Source organism: Streptomyces sp. NPDC102514, from assembly GCF_055584525.1.
Genome location: NZ_JBVJLW010000010.1, coordinates 274,070 through 295,406, shown reverse-complemented (window position 1 = coordinate 295,406; position 21,337 = coordinate 274,070). Strand labels below are relative to the sequence as shown.

Below are 21,337 nucleotides of genomic sequence, written 5' to 3'. Positions count from 1 at the left end.
CGATCTGATCGATATCGGCATCGGCGTGCGCGCGTGTGGTGCGGCACCCAGGAATCCGTACGGACCGAAGAGTTCAGGTGAAGATGCGGCCCGGAGAACGGCAGGAGGGCAGGCACGACGCCTTGCCCGTGATGCCCGACGGCTCCGGTGGGGCCGCCGTCACCGAATCACCCGTCGCCGACGTCACAGACGCGTCGGACACGACGAACGCCGTGAACGCCTCGGACAACCCCGACATACCCGAAGCCGTACGGGCCGCTGCCCGCCGGGCTCCCGGTCACTGGATCGGGGTGGTCGACCCGGAGTGGACCGAGGAGCGCACCCCGCCGGAGTGGGCGGTCCTGGGGGAGTGGCAGTCGGACGAGAGCGGGGGCGTGGGCGAGTACCGCGCCAACCCGGCGTACCGGCCCTCGGCCCAGGTGCTCGGCTGGCCGGAGCCCACCGACCCGGTGGACGCGGCGGCGCAACGGGCAGCCACCGGTTACGGCTCGGTGGACGAGGCACTCGCTGCGCTCGCCGAGGCGGAGGTGACCGTGGTGCGCGCGCCGGACGGCGGGCCGCTCACGGGCACCGGGCAGGACGGGGCGCCTGTGGTGCTGTTGTTCACCTCACCGGCACACGAGTTCATGTCCCCGGTACTTCGTCATGGCAGGCTTCCGGCGCGGCAACTGGCAAGATCACTGAGTGGTTCGGGCACCCAGCTGATGGTCAACGCCGGAGCCGCGGCCCCTTTGCTGGTCCCGGCGGACAGTCTTCTCGGTCCCGAACGGGCACCGGGCGTCGAGGAGGCCGCCGTGGCGGACGCCGTGACGACGGAGGGTTCTGGGGCCACGCCCTCAGATGCCGCCTCCGAGGTCTCCTCCGGCGAACCCTCCACCGACAGTTCCCCTGAACTTCACCCCCACAGCCCCCACATCGCAGGGAGGACCCCGTGACACGTTCGACCCAGCAGCCCCCTGCCTCCCCGAGTGCGGATGCCGGTTCCGGATCCGCTTCCGGTGCCGGTGGCGAGGAGACGGCCGCGACCGCCGCCCCCGCACCTGCCGCCGTCGCCGCGCCCGAGCCCCGGCCCGCCTCGGGCCGCACGCCCGAGGCGGAGCGCACGCCCGAGCCCGCCGCGGCGAAGGCCGGTACGAAGTCCGGTGAGGCCGAAGGGACGGCCCCCCAGGGCAGGACCGGCGAGCCCGAAGCCGGGAACGAGCCGCAAACCGGGGCCGGAGCCGGGACCGAGCCCGAAGCCGGGGCCGGAGCTGGGACCGAGCCCGAAACCGGGAGCGACTCCGAGGGCGGGACCGACTCCGAGGCCGACCCCGGTGCCGCCGCCGCGGCCAAGAGCCGCCTCCCCGCGCTCGTACGGACCATGACGGCGACCGCGATCGACCGGCCGCAGCAGCAGACCGGGCCCGTGGGCCGGCCGGGCAAGGCCGTGCTGGCCGGGGCCGCCGTCGCGGGCGCGCTGCTCGTGTCCGTGCCGTTGCTGATGCTCGGCGGGGACGACGACAAGGACCGCAGGGGACCGGCGTCGGCCGGAACCGTACTGGGTGGCAACGCCCAGGACGTACCCGGCGAGTTCGCGCAGACCTCCCCCGACGCAGGTTCCGCGGGCGACGGCAAGAAGGACCCCGTCCAGCAGGGCAAGTCGGCCCAGAACGCCGCCACGTCCGCCCCGGCGAAGAGCGAGGGCAAGGACAACGGCAAGGGCGAGGAGGACGGCGGGGCCGGGAAGGACGCCGCCGGGAAGGACTCCGGCCAGAAGGAGGAGCCGGCGAAGCAGAGCGGCGGGAAGACGACGTCCGGTGGGGGCAAGAGCCAGGGCACGAAGGCCGGATCGGGTGTGACCCTCAGTGCCCCCGTCTCCCTGCGCAGTCATCTCTCGGGCAAGTGCATCGACGTACCGGGCAGTGATTTCGGCGACGGCAAGAAGCTGTTCGTGTGGGACTGCAACGGCGGGGCCGCCCAGAAATGGCAGTTCGCCTCCGACGGCACCGTCCGCATCAAGGGCCTCTGCCTGGACGTGGCCAATGCGAACTACAACGACGGCACTCCCATCCAGATCGCCCGGTGCAGTGGCAACGCCGCCCAGAAGTTCGTGCTGAACGCCAGCCACGACCTGGTCAACACCGTCGTCGGCAAGTGCGTCGACATCAAGGACAACAACCGGGGCAGCGGTGCCTGGCTGCAGCTGTGGAGCTGCGCGGGGACCGACAACCAGAAGTGGAGCGTCTGAGACAAGGCGCCCGCAGCCCGAGAAGGTCCCGGAGAGCCCGGGAGCACCCCTCTCGGCACCCGCCCGCCCCAGGGCGAGGCATGATGGCACCGTCGGTTTCACCGACACGCGCCCCCGGTGAGGGGGCGCCCGTAGATGAAGCCCCCGTGGCAAGGAGGTTGGTGCGTGTCGCGCCAGGTACTGACGGTCGGTCCGGGGGACCGGGATCGCTACCGGACGATCGGTGAGGCACTCTCGGCTGCCCGTACCGGCGCGCTGATCAGCGTCCGGCCCGGGACGTACGCGGAGAACCTGGTGATCAACACCAGGGTCACCCTCACTGCCGAAGAGGGCCGGGGCACCGTGGAGATCCGGCCGCGCTCGGGCAGTGTGCTCGCGCTGCGCGCCGATGCCGTGATGGTCTCCGAACTCACCCTGCGCGGCGGCGACGCCGAGCAGCCCGCCGTGGACGTGCGGCGCGGACAGGCCGCGTTCGACGGCTGCGAGATCATCGGCTCCGCCTGGACGGCGCTGCTGGCCGGGGGCACCGGCTCGATCGCGCTGCGCGAGTGCCGGGTGAGCAACTCGCAGGGCGCGGGCATCGTGGTCACCTCGACCACGCCCACCACCGTGGAGTCCTGCACCTTCGAGCACCTGGGCACCAGCGGCCTGGTCCTCGCGGAGCAGGGCGAGGCACGGGTCCGCGGCTGCACGGTCCGCGACGCCCGCGGCAACGGCCTGCTCGCCAACGGCGAATCCCGCGGCACGGTCGAGGACTGCGACATCTCCTCCACCGACAAGCCCTCCATCGCCCTGGAGGAGAACAGCTCCCTCTCGGTGATCCGCACGGTGGTCCACGACACCAGCACCGGTGTGCACCTGAGCAGCGCGGGCCGTACGACGCTGGAGGACGTCCGCGTCACCGGCTCGTCCGGGAACGGCATCGTCCTGGCCAAGGGCACCGACCCGACACTGCGCCGCTGCCGCGTCTCGCGCACCCGCGGACACGGCGTGCTGGTCACCGACCGGTCGCGCGGCACCTTCGAGGACTGCTGGGTGGACGGCGCGCAGGGTGCCGCCCTGCGGGTCGCCGGGGCGGCCTCACCGGCCCTGACCGGCCTGACGGTCCGCGACTGCGACCAGACGGGGCTGCTCCTGGAGGAGGACTCGGCGGCGGAACTCGACCACCTTGAGGTGATCGGCGGCTCGCCCGCCATCGCGGTGCGCGGCGGCGCCAACCCGCTGCTGCGCCGGGCCAGACTGGTGGAGCCCTCCGGCGACGGCATCGTGCTCTCCAAGGACGCCCGGGGCCGAGCCGAGGACTGCGAGATCGTCCGGCCGAAGGGCGCGGGCGTACGCGTCGCCTCCGGCAGCACCCTCTACCTGGCCGGCGGCGGAGTCTCCGACACGACCACCAACGGCCTGGTCGTCGACGACGGCGGCAACGTCACCGTCCGCGACTTCCGCATCGAGATATCCGGCGAGGAGGGCGTGGTCGTCGCCGCGGGCGGCGAACTGACCGCCAACCGCACCTCGGTGCACGCCCCCAGAGGCCATGGATTCCTGCTGCGCGAGGGCGCGCTCGCCTCGCTCAGCGGCTGCGAGGTGTCCGGCGGCGCCCAGGACGGCTTCCGGATCGAGTCCACCGCGCCGGTCTCCCTGGTGAACTGCCTCGCCCGGGAGAACGAGGGCGGCGGCCTGGTGCAGACCGCCCCCGGTGAGCGGCTGGCCGTGGAGGGCCTGAACAGCAACGGCAACGGCAAGCGGGACGCCTGGGGTTCCGGCAGCGCCGAGAACACCGACCCCGCGGGCTCCGGCGCCGCGGACGGGCCCGCGGCGGACCGCCCGGAAGGCCCGCTCGGCGCCCTGAACGCGCTGATCGGCCTGGAGAACGTCAAGCAGCAGGTCCGTACGCTGGTCAACCTGACCCAGCTCGCCCAGCGCCGCGAACAGCTCGGCATGTCGGCCCCGCCGATGAGCCGCCACCTGATCTTCGCCGGCCCGCCCGGTACCGGTAAGACCACCGTGGCCCGCCTCTACGGGTCGATCCTGGCCGAGCTGGGTTCGCTGCGCAGCGGGCACCTCGTGGAGGTCTCCCGCGCCGACCTGGTCGCGCAGGTCGTCGGCGGTACCGCCATCAAGACCACCGAGACCTTCCAGCGGGCACTCGGCGGCGTGCTGTTCGTCGACGAGGCGTACACGCTGACCTCGGACAGCAACAACGGCGGCGCCGACTTCGGCCGCGAGGCGGTGGACACCCTGCTGAAGCTGATGGAGGACCACCGCGACGACGTGGTGGTGGTCGCCGCCGGCTACTCCCGCGAGATGGACTCCTTCCTCGCCTCCAACCCGGGTCTGGCCTCGCGTTTCTCGCGGACCGTCGAGTTCGAGAACTACTCGGTGCCCGAACTGGTCGCGATCATGGAGAACATGTGCGCCCAGCACCAGTACGAACTGGGGGAGGGCACCGAGGCGGCGCTCGCCGCGCACTTCGAGGCGATGCCACGGGACGCGGGCTTCGGCAACGGCCGCGCCGCGCGCGGGGTGTTCGAGGAGATGGTGGACAGACAGGCGGTCCGGCTCGCCTCCCAGCAGCAGGTCGGTGAGCGTGATCTGCGGCTGCTGCTGCCCGACGACGTCTCCGCGACCGCCGTCACCGGTGCCGCCGAGAGCGCGGCCCCGGCCGACGACCCGCTGACCCGCCTCGGCGACATGATCGGCCTGTCCGAGGTGAAGCGCGAGGTCGCGGACCTGGTCAACCTCATCACCACGGCCCGTCACCGGGCCGCCGCCGGGCTGCCGGTGCCCTCGCTCAGCAACCACCTGGTCTTCACCGGCCCGCCCGGTACGGGCAAGACGACCGTCGCCCGGCTCTACGGGGAGATTCTCACCCAACTCGGCATACTCCAGCGGGGTCAACTGGTCGAGGCGGCCCGCGCCGACCTGGTCGGCCGCTACATCGGCCACACTGCCCAGCTCACCCGAGAGGTCTTCGAGAAGGCCCGCGGCGGTGTGCTGTTCATCGACGAGGCGTACACCCTCACCCCGAAGGGCGGCGGCGCCGACTTCGGCCAGGAGGCCGTGGACACCCTGCTGAAACTGATGGAGGACCACCGCGACGAGGTGGTCGTCATCGTCGCCGGCTACACCGACGAGATGGAGCGTTTCCTCGCCTCCAACCCGGGCCTGTCCTCGCGCTTCCCGCGCCGGATCGGCTTCGCCGACTACTCCTCCGAGGAACTGGTCACCATCGTGCGGACACAGGCCGCGAACATGGGGTACGAGTGCGGCCCCGGCACCGGCCCGCTGCTCAAGGAGTACTTCGAATCGCTGCCCCGGGACCGGTCCTTCGGCAACGCCCGCCTGGCCCGCCAGGTGGTCGAGTCGATGGTCACCCGCCAGGCGAGACGGCTCAGTTCGCTGGCCGCGCCCACCCTGGACGACCTGCGCATCCTCGTCCCCGAGGACGTCGAGGCCGTGGCACCGAAGGCGGCTCCCCGATGAAGTCGTCCGCCCGCGGGGCCGCCCGCATGCTGTCCGGGGTCGGCTGCGTCGCCGCCCTGCTGCTGCCCACGGCCGTCACGGCCCAGGCGGCGCCCCTGACGCGCGTTCCTGCGGCCGACGGGAAGAAGGGCCAGGAACTGCCCGGCATGCCCTCCTCGATCGACTCGGACGCGCCCTGCACGCCCGCCTCCCGCGAGAAGGCGAAGAAGCAGGACTGGTCGCGCCAGCGCCTCGATCTGGACCGGCTGCACGGCTACAGCACCGGTGCCGGGGTGACCGTCGCCCTGATCGACACCGGGGTGGACACCGGGGCCGAGGGCCTCGACGGCCGGGTCACCGCCCAGGGCACGGCAGGTGACGACTGCGTCGGCCACGGGACCTTCCTGGCCGGACTGATCGCCGGGGCCGGCCGGGGCGGCGCACAGCTGACCGGTGTCGCCCCGGGCGCGAAGATCCTGGCGCTACGGGGCACCGACCAGCGTGGCCAGGCGAGTTCCGCCCTGGTCGTGGCGGCCGTGCGCGCGGCGACCGAGGCCGATGCCGACGTCATCGCCGTCTCCGTGGCTCTGCCACGCCGCGACGCGGAACTGACGCGTGCGGTCGCCGACGCACGGCGGGCGGGGGCGGTGGTGGTGGCCGCGGCCACGCCGGATCCGGCGCGGGGGGCCGGAGCCTCCGACGAGATCGCGCCCCGCAGCTACTGGCCGGCCGCTGAACCCGGCGTCCTGTCGGTCGCCGACATGCTTCCCGCCGGAGCCCGCCCGGACAACGCCCTGGCCACCAGCGGTGTCGATCTGGCGGCGCCCGGCGCGGGGGTCGTCTCCGGCGGGCCGCGCGGCGACGGGCACTACCTCGGTGCGGGTGCGTCGGTGGCTGCCGCCTACGCGGCCGGGGCCGCCGCTGCGGTCCGGGCCGCCCGGCCCGACGACTCGGCCGACGACGTCGCTCGCCGGCTGACCGCGACCGCGTATCCGGCGGACATCCCGCAGCTCGACGCCTACGCCGCCGTCACCACGGTCCTCAGCGACTCCGATGGGGCCGGTGGGGGTGAGCGGGCCGCCGATCCCGTGACCGTGCGGGACACGACCGCGGCTGACCGGGCCACCGATCGGGCCACGCTCTTCGTGGTCCTCGGGACCGGGGGTGTGCTCGCCGTGCTGTGGGGCGCGGTTGCTCTGCCGAGGGCCAGGGCTCGGGGATGGCGGGCCGCCGGGCCTTCCGCGAAGCGGGTTGTCGTGGACGCGGACGGGGACTGACGGCGGGTTGTCGGGTGCGGGTCGCGCCCCTCAAGGCAAGAAGATTGCGCCGTTCCCCGCGCCCCTGAAAAGGGGCGCGGGGAACGGCGCAATCTTCTTGCCTTCAGTCCGTCTGGGGCGCAGGCTCGTCCACCAGCGCCGTCTGCATCAGACGCTCACGGCGGCGGGCGATGTGCAGGGCCCTGCCGGGCGGCAGGTTGCGCGGCTTCGCGTTGCCGAACAGGCGCCCTTCCGTGGGCGGGCAGGACAGCAGGATCGCCGGGTTGTTGGCCTCGTCCAGGCGGCGGATGAGACCGTCGCTGAGACCACGCCCCGCGCCCATGGCGCTGCGCGCGACCACCAGGTGCAGGCCCATCTCGAAGCCGAGCGTCAGATACTCGAACAGCGGCTCCATGGGGCTCTGGAAGGAGCTGCCGGACACCATGTCGTAGTCGTCGACCAGGATGAACAGGCGCGGGCCCGTCCACCAGTCGCACTTGCGCATCCGGCCCGGGGCGATGTCGGCCCCCGGGACGCGGGTCTTCATGGCCCGCGCCGCGCCCTCGATGGTTTCCTTGAGGTTGTCCAGGGAGATGACGTGCCCGATGCGGTACTCCGCGGGGACGGTGTCGATCAGGGTGCGCCGGTAGTCCACCACGATGATCTTCGCCTCGGCGGGCGAGTACCGCGTGGTGATGCCCTCCACGATGCGGCGCAGCAGGTTGGTCTTGCCGCTCTCGGTGTCGCCGACCACCACCAGGTGCGGGGTGCGGCTGAAGTCGTGCCAGACCGGTTCCAGGGCGTCCTGGTCGATACCGAGAGGCAGCCGCATGCCGTCGCCCTCGGTGGACTCGGGCGCCGGGAGTTCGGCGAGCGGAAGCCGGTGCGGCAGCATCCGGACCTGCGGGGCGGCCGCGCCGGGCCAGTGCTTGGCGACCTCCGCGACCATGTGCCCGACGCCGTCGCCGAGGTCTTCGAGGGAGCCGCTGCCGTCCAGGCGGGGCAGCCCGGCCAGGAAGTGCATCTTGGTGTCCGCGGTGATGCCGCGCCCACCGCTGCGCGGCACCGAACGGGCCTTGCGGGTGTCGATCTCGGAGTCCATCGGGTCACCCATCCGCAGTTCGAGGCGGGTGGCGGCCTGGTCGCGGACCTGGGCGGACAGCTCCACCCAGCGGGTGGTGGTGATGAGCAGGTGGATGCCGTAGTTGAGACCGCGGGCGGCCAGCTCGTTGAACTTCTGGATCAGGTCGTCGTAGTCCTGGCGGACCGTCGACCAGCCGTCGACCACCATGAACACGTCGCCGAAGGGCTCGTCGGGGAACTCCCCGGCGGCCCGGCGACGGCGGTAGGACTGCATGGAGTCGATGGTGTGGTCCACGAAGAACTGCTCGCGCCGGGCCAGCAGCGTCATGACCTCGGCGACCGCCCGGTGCACGCGCTCCGGGTTGAGCCGCGCCGCGACACCGCCGACGTGCGGAAGCGCGGCGAGCTGCGAGAGACCGCCGCCGCCGAAGTCGAGGCAGTAGAACTGGATCTCGGCGGGCGTGTGGGTGAGGGCGAGCGCACCGATCAGCGTACGCATGAGGGTGGACTTGCCGCTTTGTGAACCACCCGCGATGGCGACATGGCCGCCGGCCCCGGAGAGGTCCACGACCAGGGGGTCGCGGCGCTGGTCGAAGGGCTTGTCCACCAGACCGACCGGAACCCGGAGCTTGCCCGTCCCCGACCAGTTGACGGCGGTGAGGCCGCGTACCGGATCGGGGGCGAGGCCGGACAGCAGCGCGTCCAGCGGAGTGGGCTCGTCCAGCGGCGGCAGCCACACCTGGTGGGCGGCGGGGCCGGAGTCGCGCAGCCGGTCGAGGGCCACGGCGAGCAGGGTCTCCTCGTCCTCCTCGCTCTCCTCGTTCTCCGGCTCCGGTTCGGGCGCGGCCTCCAAGGTGCGGGGCACCACCCAGCCGCTGGTCCACGGCACCACCTGGCTGGCCACCCGGGCCTGGACCACGGCGCCGGTACGACGCCGGTAGGTGCCCGAGGAGTAGCCGGCCCGGAACCGGGTCAGGGCCTCCACACCGGACTTCAGGTAGCCGTTGCCGGGCGAGGCCGGGAGCTGGTAGGCGTCCGGTACACCCAGCACGCCGCGGCTCTCCATCGCGGAGAACGTACGCAGACCGATGCGGTACGAGAGATGGCTCTCCAACTGGTGCATACGGCCCTCGTCCAGGCGCTGCGAGGCGAGCAGCAGATGAACTCCGAGTGAACGTCCGAGGCGGCCGATCATCACGAACAGGTCCATGAACTCGCGGTGCGTGGAGAGCAGTTCACTGAACTCGTCGACCACCACGAACAGGCTGGGCAGCGGCGCGAGGTCGGTCCCGGCGGCGCGGGCCCGCTCGTACTCCAGGGCGGAGGTGTAGTTGCCCGCGGAGCGCAGCAGCTCCTGGCGGCGCATGAGTTCGCCGTGCAGGGCGTCCTGCATACGTTCCACCAGGGCGACCTCGTCGGCGAGGTTGGTGATGACGGCGGACGTGTGCGGGAGTTCCTCCAGGCCCAGGAAGGTCGCGCCGCCCTTGAAGTCGACCAGGACGAAGTTGAGGGTCTCGGAGGAGTTGGTCAGGGCGAGGCCGAGGACCAGGGTGCGCAGCAGCTCGCTCTTGCCGGAGCCGGTGGCGCCGATGAGCATGCCGTGCGGGCCCATGCCGCCCTGCGCGGACTCCTTGATGTCCAGCTCCACCGGGCGGCCGTCCACACCGACCGCGACCGGTACCCGCAGCCGGCCGGAGCCGATGTGCTTGCTGAAGAGGGTCTGCGGGTCGTGCCGGTGCAGGTCGGGGATGCCGAGCAGGGTGGTCAGCTCGACGTCCGTCTCCAGCGGCTGCGAGATGTCGGTGCCCAGGCTGATCCGGCGGGCCGTGAGCAGCCGGGCCAGGGACTCCGCGCCGAGCGGGCCGAGCCGGTCGGGGCGGCCGAGCGCCACCGAACGCTCCTTGCGGCTGCGGTCGGTGCGCACCAGGCTCACCCGGTCCGCTCCGACGGTCAGCCGCAGCGTGTTGCGGCCGGGCCGCCAGCGCAGCGCCCCGGAGACGTCGAGGACCACGGCGTTGCGATAGCCCTGCCCCTCCCAGCGATGGCCCTCGGGGACACTGACACCGTCCAGGACGACGACGGTGTACGGCTCGTCACGGCCGGGGCGGGCATCCGCGTCGAAGCCGGGCCGCTCGGCGAACTCGGCGCCGAGCAGGTCGTCCAGCTCGGTGAGTTCGGCGGTGATCCGGCGGACCTGGCCCGCGCCGTCCTCCTCGTGCGGGTGCAGCGCGTGCGGCAGCCACTTGACCCACTCCCAGTCGGGCCGCCGCTCGTCACTGACACAGACCGCGATCCACAGCTCCTCCGGTGCGTGGAACACCGCGAGCTGGGCGAGCGCGGCACGCACGAGAGCGCGTACGGCCTCGGCACCGGGGCCCTCGGTCAGGGTGCCGCCCTCGGCCGTGCCGCTCTCCCCCTGCGGGGGCACGCCCGGTTCGGAGGGCGCCGGCTGGCCGGGAGCCTCCGCCGGGCGCACCAGAACTCGGGCCGAGGAGCGCAGATAGAGACCGAGGGGCTGCTCGGGGATGGTGGAGTACGCGCGGATGAAACGGCGCAGGGCGTGCGCGCACAGCGGTTCGAGGTCCTCCACCGGGCGGGTGGAGACCGGCTGCAGGGTCAGCGCGAGCTGCTGCTCACCGACCGCGAGCCGCGCCTCACCGAAGTCCTCGTCTGCCGGGCGGCGTTCCCACAGCCGGGACGTGCGGGCCAGCGAGCGCAGCGAGGCGGGATCGGGGTGACGCCAGGCGAGCGCCCGCTGCTGCTCCGTGATCGTGGACCGGACCCGCTTGCGGGTCTGCGCCAGATACCGGAGGTAGTCGCGGCGCTCGCCCTTCAGGCGCTGCTTGCGCTCACTGGAGCGGCGCATCAGCTGCCCCAGCAGCATCGCACCGGCGGAGAGCGCCATGACGCCCATCGCCAGATACATGAAGACGCCGTTGCCGCCCCCGGGGCGCAGGAACATCAGCATCATCGACACCGACATCAGGGCCATCGGCAAATAGGTCCATATCGCCGAGGTGTCGGGCACGGTCTCGGCAAGGACCGGTGGCTCCTGAAGGGTCAATTGCCCCTCGGGCATCTGCGGTCCGCGTCTGCGGGCCGGCCGGCGAAACAGCACGACACTCAAGGAACAGAACCTCCGGTTTTACTGGCTTTCCGGCCCGCACCGAATACCGGCGCACCCGGCAGCGGGAAAGACCGCACCGAGCACATTGTCCGGGTCCCCCGCGATCCGGGGAACGCCGGGTGAATGTTTCGAGCGGATAGCGGGGACGGTCAACTCCCGTGTTGGACAACTCCATACCGGACAATGCGTCCGGTCCGCAGCACGATCCGGCGGGCGTAGGCAGTAGTCTGCATTCACGGAACGCGACCTGTCCACGCGGGAGGGGCGGTCGCCGGCCGCGCGGACGAAATTCACCGGCCCGGCACCCCCGTTCCCGACCGCGCGCGGGCCTTCCGTACTCTTCGCACATCCCTCTCCCGGGGAGGCCCTCCCACTGCCCCGGGGAAGTCCTCCTGTCAAAGCCCCCACGGAAGACGAGAGTTACGCTGATGACCGACAGCGCTGTGGCCGAACTGTGCCGCCTGACCGTACGTGCGCCGAGCGTCTCCGTCGATCTGGCCGTCCCGGCCGACGTACCGGTCGCCGATCTGCTGCCCACGCTGCTGCGATATGTCGGCGAAGAGGCGGAAGAAGCCGGCCTCGACCACGCCGGCTGGGTCCTCCAGCAGCTCGGAGACGCACCACTCGACGAGGAGACCACCCTCGCCCACGCGGGGCTCTCCGACGGCGCCGTGCTCTATCTGCGCCCGCACACCGAGGCACTGCCCGAGGCCCGCCTCGACGACCTCGTGGACGGGATAGCCGACACCGCCGGGCGGCGCCTGAACACCTGGCACCCCGAAGCGGCCCGCGCGCTCCTGGTGGGCACCACCGCGGCCACCGTGCTGGCCGCCCTCGCGCTGGTCCTGTGGCCCGGCACGCCCAACACCGGGTTCTCCCGCGTCGCCTACGCGGCCGTGACCGGCCTGCTGCTCCTCGCGGGCGCCGGCTCGGCCAGCCGCGCGGTCGGCGACCGCCTCTCCGCGACCGCGCTCGGCATGCTGGTCGCGCCCTGCCTGGCCCTGGCCGGCTGGCTGCTGCCCGGCGGCGACCTGACCGGCGCGGACGCACGCCAGGTCATCGGCGCGCGGCTGCTCGCCGCGGGCGCGGCGGGCGCGGGCGGCGCGGTCCTCGCGCTCGCCGCCACCGCGGTCGGCGCCCCGGCCCTGTTCGCGACCGCGCTGGTCTCGGTGGCCACCGCGATCGCCGGGGGCCTCATCGGCTACACCGGCCTGGCCGTGCAGGCCTCGGTGGCGCTCGTGGCCACCGTGGTCGCGCTCGCCGCCGGAGCGGTCGCGCCGTTCGCCTTCAAGCTGGCCGGCATGCGGCTGCCCTCGCTGCCGTCCTCCGCCGCCCAGCTCCAGGAGGGCATCGAGCCCTACGCGGGCGACGAGGTCGCCGAGCGCACCATGCTCGCCGGACGCTGGGTCACCGCGCTCTTCGCCGCCACCGGCGTCATCGCCTCGGCGGCCCTGATCGTCCTCACCGAGGAACCGAACCTGCCCGAGACGCTGACGGCCCTCGGACTGACCCTGCTGATGCTCCTGCACTGCCGCGGTCTGGTGCACATCTCGCAGCGGCTCACCCTGGCCGTGCCCGGCGTCCTGGGCCTGCTGCTGCTCGCCCGCGCCTGGGCGGCGGGCCACGAGGGCACCGGACGCGCGGTCGTCTTCGCGGTGCTCCTCGGCGCCGCCGCCGCCTTCGTGATCGCCGCCTGGACGGTGCCCGGCCGCCGGGTGCTGCCGTACTGGGGCCGCGCGGCCGAACTGGCGCACACCGGCTTCGCCGTGGCGCTGCTGCCGCTCGCCCTCTGGGCCGCGGGCCTGTTCGGCTGGCTGCGCGGCCTGTTCGGCTGAGCACCCCGCTGAGCACACCCGCACGCCCGGCACGCAGAAGGAGTTGAGGAGAGGCCGTGCAGTCCAAAAGAGACCAGGTACACGCCCACAGTTTCATGATGGGCAGGCTCAGCTCGGGCCTGCTGATGGCCGACCCGGACGCCCCGGAGAGCCCGCTCGGGCGCACCACCCGCGGTGTGGTCTTCGGCGTCCTGGTGACCGTCCTGATCGGCGCGGGCGCCACCGTGTACGGCCTGCTGCGCCCCGGCGGGAACGACGGCTGGCGCGACGGTGAACACCTGGTGGTCAACCGCGACACCGGCGCCCGGTATCTGTGGACCGGCACCGACGGCGTACTGCACCCGGTACGCAACTACGCCTCGGCGAAGCTGATCGGCGGCTCCGACCTGGCGACCGCCGACGTGCACACCCCCTCCCTGCAGGGCGTTCCGGTGGGTTCCCCGGTCGGCATCCCCGGCGCCCCCGACGCCGTACCGGCCTCCGGGCAGCTCGACGACGGCGCCTGGCACATGTGCGTCACCGGGCCGGACGGGGCGCTGCCCAACACCTCGGGCGTCGTGGCCACCACCGGCGTCGACAAGCCCGGAGCCACCACCGTGGCGGCCGGGATGCCGCTGGACTCGCGCGGCATCGGCCGCGACCGCGGGGTGCTGGTGAGCGGCCCGGACGACACCGAGTACCTGGTGTGGCGGGGCAGCAGGCTGCCGCTCGACCGCGCCTCCGACGCCCGCACCGCCCTCGGTTACGGCTCCCAGGACCCGATGCCCGTCTCGGCGGCCTTCCTCGACGCACTGGCTCCCGGCCCCGCCCTCAAGCCGCCCGCGGTGCCGGGGCGGGGCGAGAAGGGCCCCGAACTGGGCGGCGAGGCAACCCGCGTCGGCCAGCTGTTCAAGGTCAGCGTCGTCGGCGGCGGCAGCACCTACCACCTGCTGCGCAAGGACGGCCTGGTGCCGCTGACCCGGCTCGGCGCCGCCCTCGTACTGGGCGACCCGGCCACCCAGAAGGACGCCTACGAGGGACAGTCGCCCGACGTGCGCACGGTCGGCGCGGACGCGCTGCGCGAGCACGCGGCGAAGGACGCGGCCGACGCCGCCTCCGCCGAACTGCCGGACGCGCCGCCCCTCCCGCAGTCCGCGGAGCGCGGCAGCGCGCTCTGCGCCCAGGTCGACGGCGACGACGGCGGCGTACGGATCAGGTCGGTCCTGGTCCCGCTGACCGAGCTGACCCCGGTCGCCGTGTCCGCGGGCACCGCGGAGCCCCTGGAGGCGGCCTGTGTGCCCACGGAGGCCACGGTGGTACGTCCAGGGCACGGCGCCCTGGTGCGGGCCCTGCACGCGAGTGGCGCCGCGCACGCCGGGACCACCTACCTGGTGGCGGAGAACGGCGTGAAGTACCGCCTCTCCGCCAAGGAATCGCTGGCGGCACTCGGGTACCAGGCCTCCGACATCGGCTCGGTCCCGGCCCCGCTGCTCGCGGCCTTCCCGACCGGTGCGGACCTCGATCCGGCCGCCGCCGTCGGTGTCACGGAGCCCAAGGTCACGGCCCCCCGGTGCGGCACCGCCGAGCAGCCGGGCAAGGCCGGGGGCCCCGGCAAGCCGGCGGGCACCGGCAAGGTCGAGGAGGCGAGCGCCGCTTCGAAGGGCTGACACCGCATCCCGATTCCCGCGACGAAGCCGTGGTGCGCCGGGAAAAGGAATACGAAAGGGACGGGCGCGGGATAACGTCGAGCCGAACTCGGCCCGGATGGCGCGGCGCAGAGAGTCCTACTCGGCGGTACACGAAGGCGAAACCTCAGGAAAAGCTCAAATATTTCGGCGGATCCCACCTGCGGAATACGGATGGGAACGTACACATTGCCGGGAGCGATGCTTCTCCGTGACCGTTCGGACTCATCGCGTGCCCGCTTTCCGCCCGCTTCCCGTGCTGTTCGGGGGCGGTTGGCGCGCCGTATCCCGGGAAGTAGGGCTGCGCGTGTTCACCGGGCTGCAACGTTCGCACAACTCCGTTGCCATACAGGCGAATTCTACCGAACCGGCTGTTACTCACATCTTGCCTGCACGCGTTGCGCGGAACCCTGTTTTCTCTTTAGCCTCAGCGGGCAACGGTGCGTGAGACGCGCCTGAACGAAGGGAGCGTGACATGGCGGACAGCGCCGCAAGGAAAGCGGACTATGCCAAGGGCTTGGGGGGCGTCTCCTCTCTGGAGTCGGCCCGCAACGCGGTCGAGAAGACCCAGAACAACGTCGCCGAGATCGCGGCGCGTTCGGGAGTCGGCGGTGACGAGGGCCAGGCACTGCTGAAGCTCTTCCGCAGCTGGAACGCCGAGGCGCAGAAGGTCGTCGTCCAGATCAGCACGATGATCGACGCGCTCCAGGAGAACGTGACCTCCGCCAACCGTCTGGCGAAGGAGAACCAGGACCTGACCGAGGTTCTCAACAGCAAGACCAGCCAGGGCGTCTTCGAAGCACTGAGCTGACCCACCCGCGGTACCGGCTTCCTTCGGTGGAGCCGGACTTCGTGAGCTTCCCGGGCCAGGCGCCCGGCCTTCGAGAGGAGATGTCATGGCCGACGGCATCATCGATGTGCAATACCCCAAGGTCCAGCAGGCCATTGAAGAACTGCTGGAGCAGACCCAGGTGATCATCAACACCCTCAACAACCTTGAGGACGAGCTGAAGCCGCTCGTCAGCACCTGGGAGGGCGCGGACCAGGAGCAGTACCGCGTGGTCCAGGCGGAGTGGGACAACGCCACCAAGAACATGGCCAGGCTCCTCGGCGACAACGGCGAGCTGATCCGCACCATCCACGACAACCACTCCCGTGACGAGCGCAAGAGCGCCGACAACTGGGGCAACGTCCGGGCCCGCTAGGGTCCGAGCCGTGTCCGGCCGGAGCATCCCCTCGGCGGTTTCGAGGGCGTGTGCGAGGGCCGGACGTCGTGCGCGTGTGATCGGCGGCCGGTCCGGTGGACCCGGGCTCCGGGCCCGCCGGGCCGGCCGCCGGCCGCACGCACCGCACCACTCGGCCCACCGGGCCGTCCGTACCCCCGTCCGGCACCCAGCAGCAGGAGATCGTCCCATGGCCGGTGAAAAGGCCGACGTCAAGCATTTCGACCTCAAGCAGATGGAGAACTTCCGGGACAACGAGGTACAGCCGGTCTACACGGCGGCCAAGAAGCACCGCGAAGAGGGCGACGGGTCCACCATCCGCCCGCTCGGCCACCTCGTCGACGGGCACACCACCCCGGACAACCTCGACCAGAACCAGCAGCTCCTGCGCATCGGCAAGATGGCCACCGAGCCCCTGGTCTCGGGACCGAAGCTGATCGAGGGCGTCCGCACCACCGCGGAGGCCATCGACAAGCTGCTGGGCGACCAGATGGATCTCTTCAAAGAGCTGAAGGAAGCCCTCTCGGACACCATCGAGGAGGCCAACAAGACCAAGAACAAGAACCTGGACGCGATCGACGCCCAGACCCTGCTGCAGACGTTCGAAGAGGTCGACACCCTCACGGCCGGCGGCACGGAAGAAGAAGACGAGGACTGACCCCGCCTGTGCCGGCGGTGGCCGCGACCGGCCGGCGCGCTCCGTAAGACACCCACGCTCGCGCACCCGTACGAAGACACGGTGTGCCGGTGCGGACGACAACCGACCAGAAAGGGCGCCCGGTGGCCGATCGCTACGACCCCAACTCCGGCACCAACCTCGACAAGTTCGACAATGCCGGTGACCCGTCGAGTGACGTCTGGGCCACCCTGGTCAAGCACATCACCGGTTATCCCGTGCCGGACCGCAGCACCGTCTTCGACACGCTCCGCTCCGACCACGGCGGCAAGCTCTTCCGGATGGACATCAAGGAGCGCAGCCTCAGCCTGATGGTCAAGGACTCCGGGTTCCTGACCAACACCGGCGAGGACTACGACATCTTCTTCTTCGACGGCGGCAAGAAGACGAAGATCATGCAGGCCCGGATCGTGTTCGAGGGCCGCGTGAAGGCCGGCGAGGAGATCATCTTCGCCGGTCCCGGCTCCGACAACGTCAACGACGCGCAGGTCCGTGAGGGCAACGAGTTCACGGACTACAACAAGGACAAGATGTCCACCATCCCGCTCGCCCGGTACATGAACGGGCCGCGGACGGCGCTCCTGGAGCTGCTGAGGGGCGGCACCCAGAACGCCCGGTTCAGCAACCTGAGCGTGGGCGGCAGCGACGCGGTGGACCTGAGCTCCTTCAACCGGACGGGCGAGTCCTTCGACTACGCCGCCAAGTTCTTCCGGGACCACCAGGTGGTCCTGAAGGACTGGGAGGACCGTTTCAGCAAGGACGACGCCAGCTGGAAGGGCGAGGCCGCGGAAGTCTTCCGCAGCCTGCTGAAGAAGATCCGCGAGAACTACGACGCCTACATCGAGACCTTCGACTCCTCGGCCGGCACCGGCGACGAGACCGGCACCGGCAACACGGTGTACTCGCGCGCCCTGTCGCTCGGCCGCAAGTACCTGGAGGACTCCGCCAGCAAGCTGCTGGAGGCCTGGCTGGCCTGGGCGAAGTCCCCGTACTACGACCCGCACCAGGTGCTGCGCTACGTCCTGGACGACCTCGCCCAGTGGGTGGACGCGAACAACGTCGCCAAGACGAACATCACGTCCACCAGCAACCGCTACACCACCACCGTCCGGCACAGCCCGCAGGGCGGCTTCACCCAGACGCACCCCGAGTACGGCGACCTGACCGACATCGCCAACTGGGCCAAGGTCGGTGACAAGGCGGTCAAGGTCTGGAGCCAGGGCGTCGAGGACTACCTGAGCAAGCCCGCCGCCACGGTGCAGTCGAACCTGAACAACCACTTCCTCGAACTCGGCGAGGACTTCGCGGACAACGTGCCCAAGCCGAAGTCGACCAGCACCGCCTCGGAGGAGTACGAGGAGAAGAAGGCGAAGGAGGAAGAGGAGGAGATCAAGAGGCAGAACGAGGAGAACAAGAAGTACCAGGACGAGCTGCGGGAGGAGCAGAACCGGCAGCGCGAGGAGGACAAGAAGTACCAGGAGGAGCTCCGCAAGGAGCAGGAGGAGCAGCGCGAGGAGGACAAGAAGTACCAGGACGAGCTGCGGGAGGAACAGAACAAGCAGCGCGAGGAGGACAAGAAGTACCAGGACGAACTCCGCAACGAGCAGAAGGCGGAGCAGGAGGAGGCCAAGCGCGAGGCCGAGGAACTCCGCAACGAGCAGAACCAGCAGCGCGACGAGGACAAGAAGTACGCGGACGAACTCCGCGAGGAGCAGAAGCGCGAGCAGGAAGAGGCCAAGCGCGAGGCCGAGGAGCAGGCCAAGGCCGTGCAGGAGAGCCTCGGAGGCATCAACGACCCCAACGCGGTCAACGAGCAGAACCTCGACGGCCTCGACGACCTGCTGAACCAGAAGAACGACATCACCACCGAGAGCCTGGGCGACCTCGGCGACATCAACGGCCAGGGCAACGGCAACGGCGAGACCGACCTGGGGCCGGTCACCTCGAACCTCGGCAACCTCGGCTCGCTGAACTCCCTCAAGACCCCGACCGGTGGCAATACGCAGGCCGACGGAGGCAAGCTCACCACCGACTTCCCGGACGGCAGCACCACGTCGTTCGACCCCGACACGGGGACGCTGACCACGACGTCGCCGGACGGCAATGTCACCACGCAGGATCTGGGTGACGGTCTGAAGGTGACGAACCCGGACGGTTCGGTGACGTCGCTGGGTGACGACGGGAAGCTGACGACCACGTTCCCGGACGGCACGACCCAGACCGTCGACCCCACGACCGGCCAGGCGATCACCACCAACCCGGACGGCACGACCACGACGACCGACCTGGGCAGCCTCACCGACCTCAACGGCAGCGCCAACGGCGACGGGGTGCTCGACGGCCCGACCGGCGCCAGTACGCAGCTGAACAACGCCGGCGACCTGACGACCGACTTCCCGGACGGCAGCACCACGTCGTTCGACCCCGACACGGGGACGCTGACCACGACGTCGCCGGACGGCAATGTCACCACGCAGGATCTGGGTGACGGTCTGAAGGTGACGAACCCGGACGGTTCGGTGACGTCGCTGGGTGACGACGGGAAGCTGACGACCACGTTCCCGGACGGCACGACCCAGACCGTCGACCCCACGACCGGCCAGGCGACCACCGTGGACCCGGACGGCAAGACGACCACCGAGAACCTCGGGAACCTGGGCGACCTGAACAGCCAGAACAGCCTCAACGACCTGAACGATCTCAACGACCTGAACGACATCACCACCGAGTCGATCGACGACCTGGGCAACCTCGGGGACCTCAACGGCGATCAGAACGGGCTGGACACCCCGACCGGCGGCAACGTCGAACTCGACGACACGGGCGACTTCGTCACCACGTTCGCGGACGGCGGCGAGAGCTCCTTCGACCCGGACAACGGACTGCTGACCACCACGAACGCGGACGGCACCACCACGACCACCGACCTGACCCACGGCGCGAGTTTCACCAACTCGGACGGGTCGGTCACCAGCCTGGACAACGGCCAGCTGACCACCACCTTCCCGGACGGCAGCAAGCAGGTCATCGACCCGGACACCGGTATCGCCACCGTCACCGACGCGCAGGGCAACACCGAACGGGTCGACCTGCACGACCTCAACACGAACGCGAACAACGACAGGTCGAGCATCCTCGACAGCCTCGGAGACCTCAACGGCGTCGGCGGCGGGGACGGCGGCGACGGCACCACCTCCCGCGACGTACCGCTCTCCGAGCTGAACCTCGGCGGCGGCGGAGGGAGCCTCGGGTCCTCCGGCGGCGGCCTCTCCGGGTCGGACGGCCTGTCCTCGGACTTCAACTCGTCCGGTGGTGTCGACCCCCTCTCGGACAGCACGGCCTCCCCGCTCGGCGCCGGCACCGCGGCGGCCTCGGCGGGGACCCCCGGCGCCCCCGGGACACCGGGCAGCCCCGGTATGCCGATGGGCGGCGGCGCGGGCGGCATGGGCGGCGGCGCCGAGAAGGGCAACGGCGAGCGGGTGCGTTCCGTCCTGGTCGACGCGGCCGAGGAGAGCGAGCGCCGCAACCGCCGCAGGCGCAGCCCGTGGAACCGGCAGGAGGACAGCGACACCTTCCTGGCGCCGGCCTCCCGGGTCAACACCACCGGCGGCGGTGGCGGTGGCGAGTCCACCGAGGAGGAGTCGGAGCCGGGCCGCAGGGCCACCAGCTCCGACTACCTGGAGGAGGACGCGGACGTGTGGGGCACCGAGGAGGGCGGCACACCGGCCGTGATCGGGCGGTGAGCACGGTGGGGGGCCTGCGCGACCCCCGCGGGGACCGGTCGGGCCACCGTGGGAACTGGTCCGGCCACCGCAGGAACGCGGGAGAGACGAATACCACCCCTCCCGGACTTCCGCGAAGGGGCCCTCACCAGGCAAGATCAGCAGGGCAGTTGCCGACGAGAAGGGTGGGGCGGCCGTGACGGAACCGCTGGAGAAGCGACTGGAGAAGGCCATGGCCGAGCTCCAGGCTGCCCAGGCGGCGGTTGCGCGCACCGAGCGCGAGCTGCGCCAGGCCTCGTTCGCGGTGCTCTCCTCCGACCGCGCCGTCCGCGCCACGGTGGGACCGCAGGGCGAACTGACCGGGATCGAGTTCCTGGAGAACAAGTACCGGGACATGTCCCACCAGGAGCTGTCCGCGAGCGTCCTGGAAGCGGCGAACGCGGCACGCCTGAAGATGAACAAGCACGTGATGAAGGCGATGGCACCCTTCGCCGAGCCCAGCAGCGACGTACCGGAGCTGAAGGGCTTCGAGCTGGACTGGGAGAAGATCTTCGGTCCCGAGGTGCTGCAGGAGGACGACGAGGACACGGCGCGCGACGGCCAGGCCACCCCCGCCTGGCGGGACGCGCTCGGCGACGACGGGGAGGACTGACGATGGGACAGCGGTACTACGTAGACCCGCAGCGCATCGAGGCCCTGGCGGGGCAGCTGGAGGAGATCGGCACCCTGGCCAGGAGCATGACCGAGGAGTTCCTCGACGAGCTGGCCCCCACCGTCAAGTGGCCCGGCTCGGAGGGCGATTTCGCCGAGAAGGCCAAGCCGCAGGAGCAGAAGGAGCGGCAGACCACCAAGGAGACCATGATGTCCATCCGTGACGCCCTGGTGGGCATCACGGACGCCACGGTGAGCCAGGTCCGGCTGATGAAGACCACCCGTGACGGCAACATCGAGGCCATCGAGCAGAACAACCGTGAGCTCGACACCAACGGGCTGGACGGCAACGGCGGCCCGGGCGGGCATGGTCGCCGCTGATCCACGCGCCGTCGGCCGCTCCCGCCTCGT

The 21,337-nt window shown here is 71.3% G+C and carries 13 protein-coding genes; 12 read left to right on the top strand and 1 reads right to left on the bottom strand.

Features of this window, described 5'->3' with window-relative positions; genetic code table 11:
- The first annotated feature begins 83 nt into the window (after positions 1 to 83).
- From ACZ60E_RS25990 to ACZ60E_RS25975, 4 genes are all read left to right on the top strand, one after another.
- The gene (locus tag ACZ60E_RS25990; RefSeq protein ID WP_469443556.1) at positions 84 to 935 is read left to right on the top strand and encodes a type VII secretion system-associated protein; all 852 of its coding nucleotides are present in this window, start codon (positions 84 to 86) and stop codon (positions 933 to 935) included.
- Positions 932 to 2,227, top strand: a complete 1,296-nt coding sequence (locus ACZ60E_RS25985; RefSeq protein WP_469443454.1) for a ricin-type beta-trefoil lectin domain protein — start codon at positions 932 to 934, stop codon at positions 2,225 to 2,227. Before ACZ60E_RS25990 ends, ACZ60E_RS25985 begins: the two co-directional genes overlap by 4 nt.
- 165 nt (positions 2,228 to 2,392) lie before the next feature.
- Entirely contained in the window at positions 2,393 to 5,710 is a 3,318-nt protein-coding gene (locus tag ACZ60E_RS25980; RefSeq protein WP_453795169.1) for a right-handed parallel beta-helix repeat-containing protein, read from the top strand.
- Positions 5,707 to 6,966, top strand: a complete 1,260-nt coding sequence (locus ACZ60E_RS25975) for a S8 family serine peptidase (RefSeq protein WP_469443452.1) — start codon at positions 5,707 to 5,709, stop codon at positions 6,964 to 6,966. Before ACZ60E_RS25980 ends, ACZ60E_RS25975 begins: the two co-directional genes overlap by 4 nt.
- 103 nt (positions 6,967 to 7,069) lie before the next feature.
- Here the strand turns inward: ACZ60E_RS25975 and eccCa are convergent, their stop codons facing one another.
- Positions 7,070 to 11,107, bottom strand: a complete 4,038-nt coding sequence (gene eccCa / locus ACZ60E_RS25970) for a type VII secretion protein EccCa (RefSeq protein WP_469443450.1) — start codon at positions 11,105 to 11,107, stop codon at positions 7,070 to 7,072.
- Between the two features lie 476 nt (positions 11,108 to 11,583).
- Between eccCa and eccD the strand changes: the two genes are divergently transcribed.
- From eccD to ACZ60E_RS25930, 8 genes are all read left to right on the top strand, one after another.
- Positions 11,584 to 12,990 carry a type VII secretion integral membrane protein EccD gene (gene eccD, locus ACZ60E_RS25965; protein ID WP_469443448.1) on the top strand — a complete coding sequence of 469 codons (1,407 nt, stop codon included), beginning with the start codon at positions 11,584 to 11,586 and terminating at the stop codon, positions 12,988 to 12,990.
- Between the two features lie 56 nt (positions 12,991 to 13,046).
- On the top strand, positions 13,047 to 14,636 hold the full coding sequence (gene eccB, locus ACZ60E_RS25960; protein ID WP_384814879.1) for a type VII secretion protein EccB: 1,590 nt from the start codon (positions 13,047 to 13,049) through the stop codon (positions 14,634 to 14,636).
- A gap of 493 nt (positions 14,637 to 15,129) precedes the next feature.
- Positions 15,130 to 15,465 (top strand): hypothetical protein, encoded by a 336-nt coding sequence (locus ACZ60E_RS25955; protein ID WP_384814876.1) that lies wholly within the window; start codon positions 15,130 to 15,132, stop codon positions 15,463 to 15,465.
- 85 nt (positions 15,466 to 15,550) lie between these two features.
- The gene (locus tag ACZ60E_RS25950; protein WP_107018902.1) at positions 15,551 to 15,859 is read left to right on the top strand and encodes a WXG100 family type VII secretion target; all 309 of its coding nucleotides are present in this window, start codon (positions 15,551 to 15,553) and stop codon (positions 15,857 to 15,859) included.
- Positions 15,860 to 16,067: 208 nt separating this feature from the next.
- Positions 16,068 to 16,535, top strand: a complete 468-nt coding sequence (locus ACZ60E_RS25945; protein ID WP_189773764.1) for a type VII secretion system-associated protein — start codon at positions 16,068 to 16,070, stop codon at positions 16,533 to 16,535.
- A gap of 122 nt (positions 16,536 to 16,657) precedes the next feature.
- The gene (locus tag ACZ60E_RS25940) at positions 16,658 to 20,296 is read left to right on the top strand and encodes an AAWKG family protein (protein ID WP_469443554.1); all 3,639 of its coding nucleotides are present in this window, start codon (positions 16,658 to 16,660) and stop codon (positions 20,294 to 20,296) included.
- A 175-nt stretch (positions 20,297 to 20,471) separates the two neighbouring features.
- A complete protein-coding gene (locus ACZ60E_RS25935) occupies positions 20,472 to 20,927 on the top strand; it encodes a YbaB/EbfC family nucleoid-associated protein (protein ID WP_384814870.1) in 456 nt (151 codons plus the stop codon).
- Between the two features lie 2 nt (positions 20,928 to 20,929).
- The gene (locus tag ACZ60E_RS25930; protein WP_384814868.1) at positions 20,930 to 21,307 is read left to right on the top strand and encodes a hypothetical protein; all 378 of its coding nucleotides are present in this window, start codon (positions 20,930 to 20,932) and stop codon (positions 21,305 to 21,307) included.
- The last annotated feature ends 30 nt before the right edge of the window (positions 21,308 to 21,337 follow it).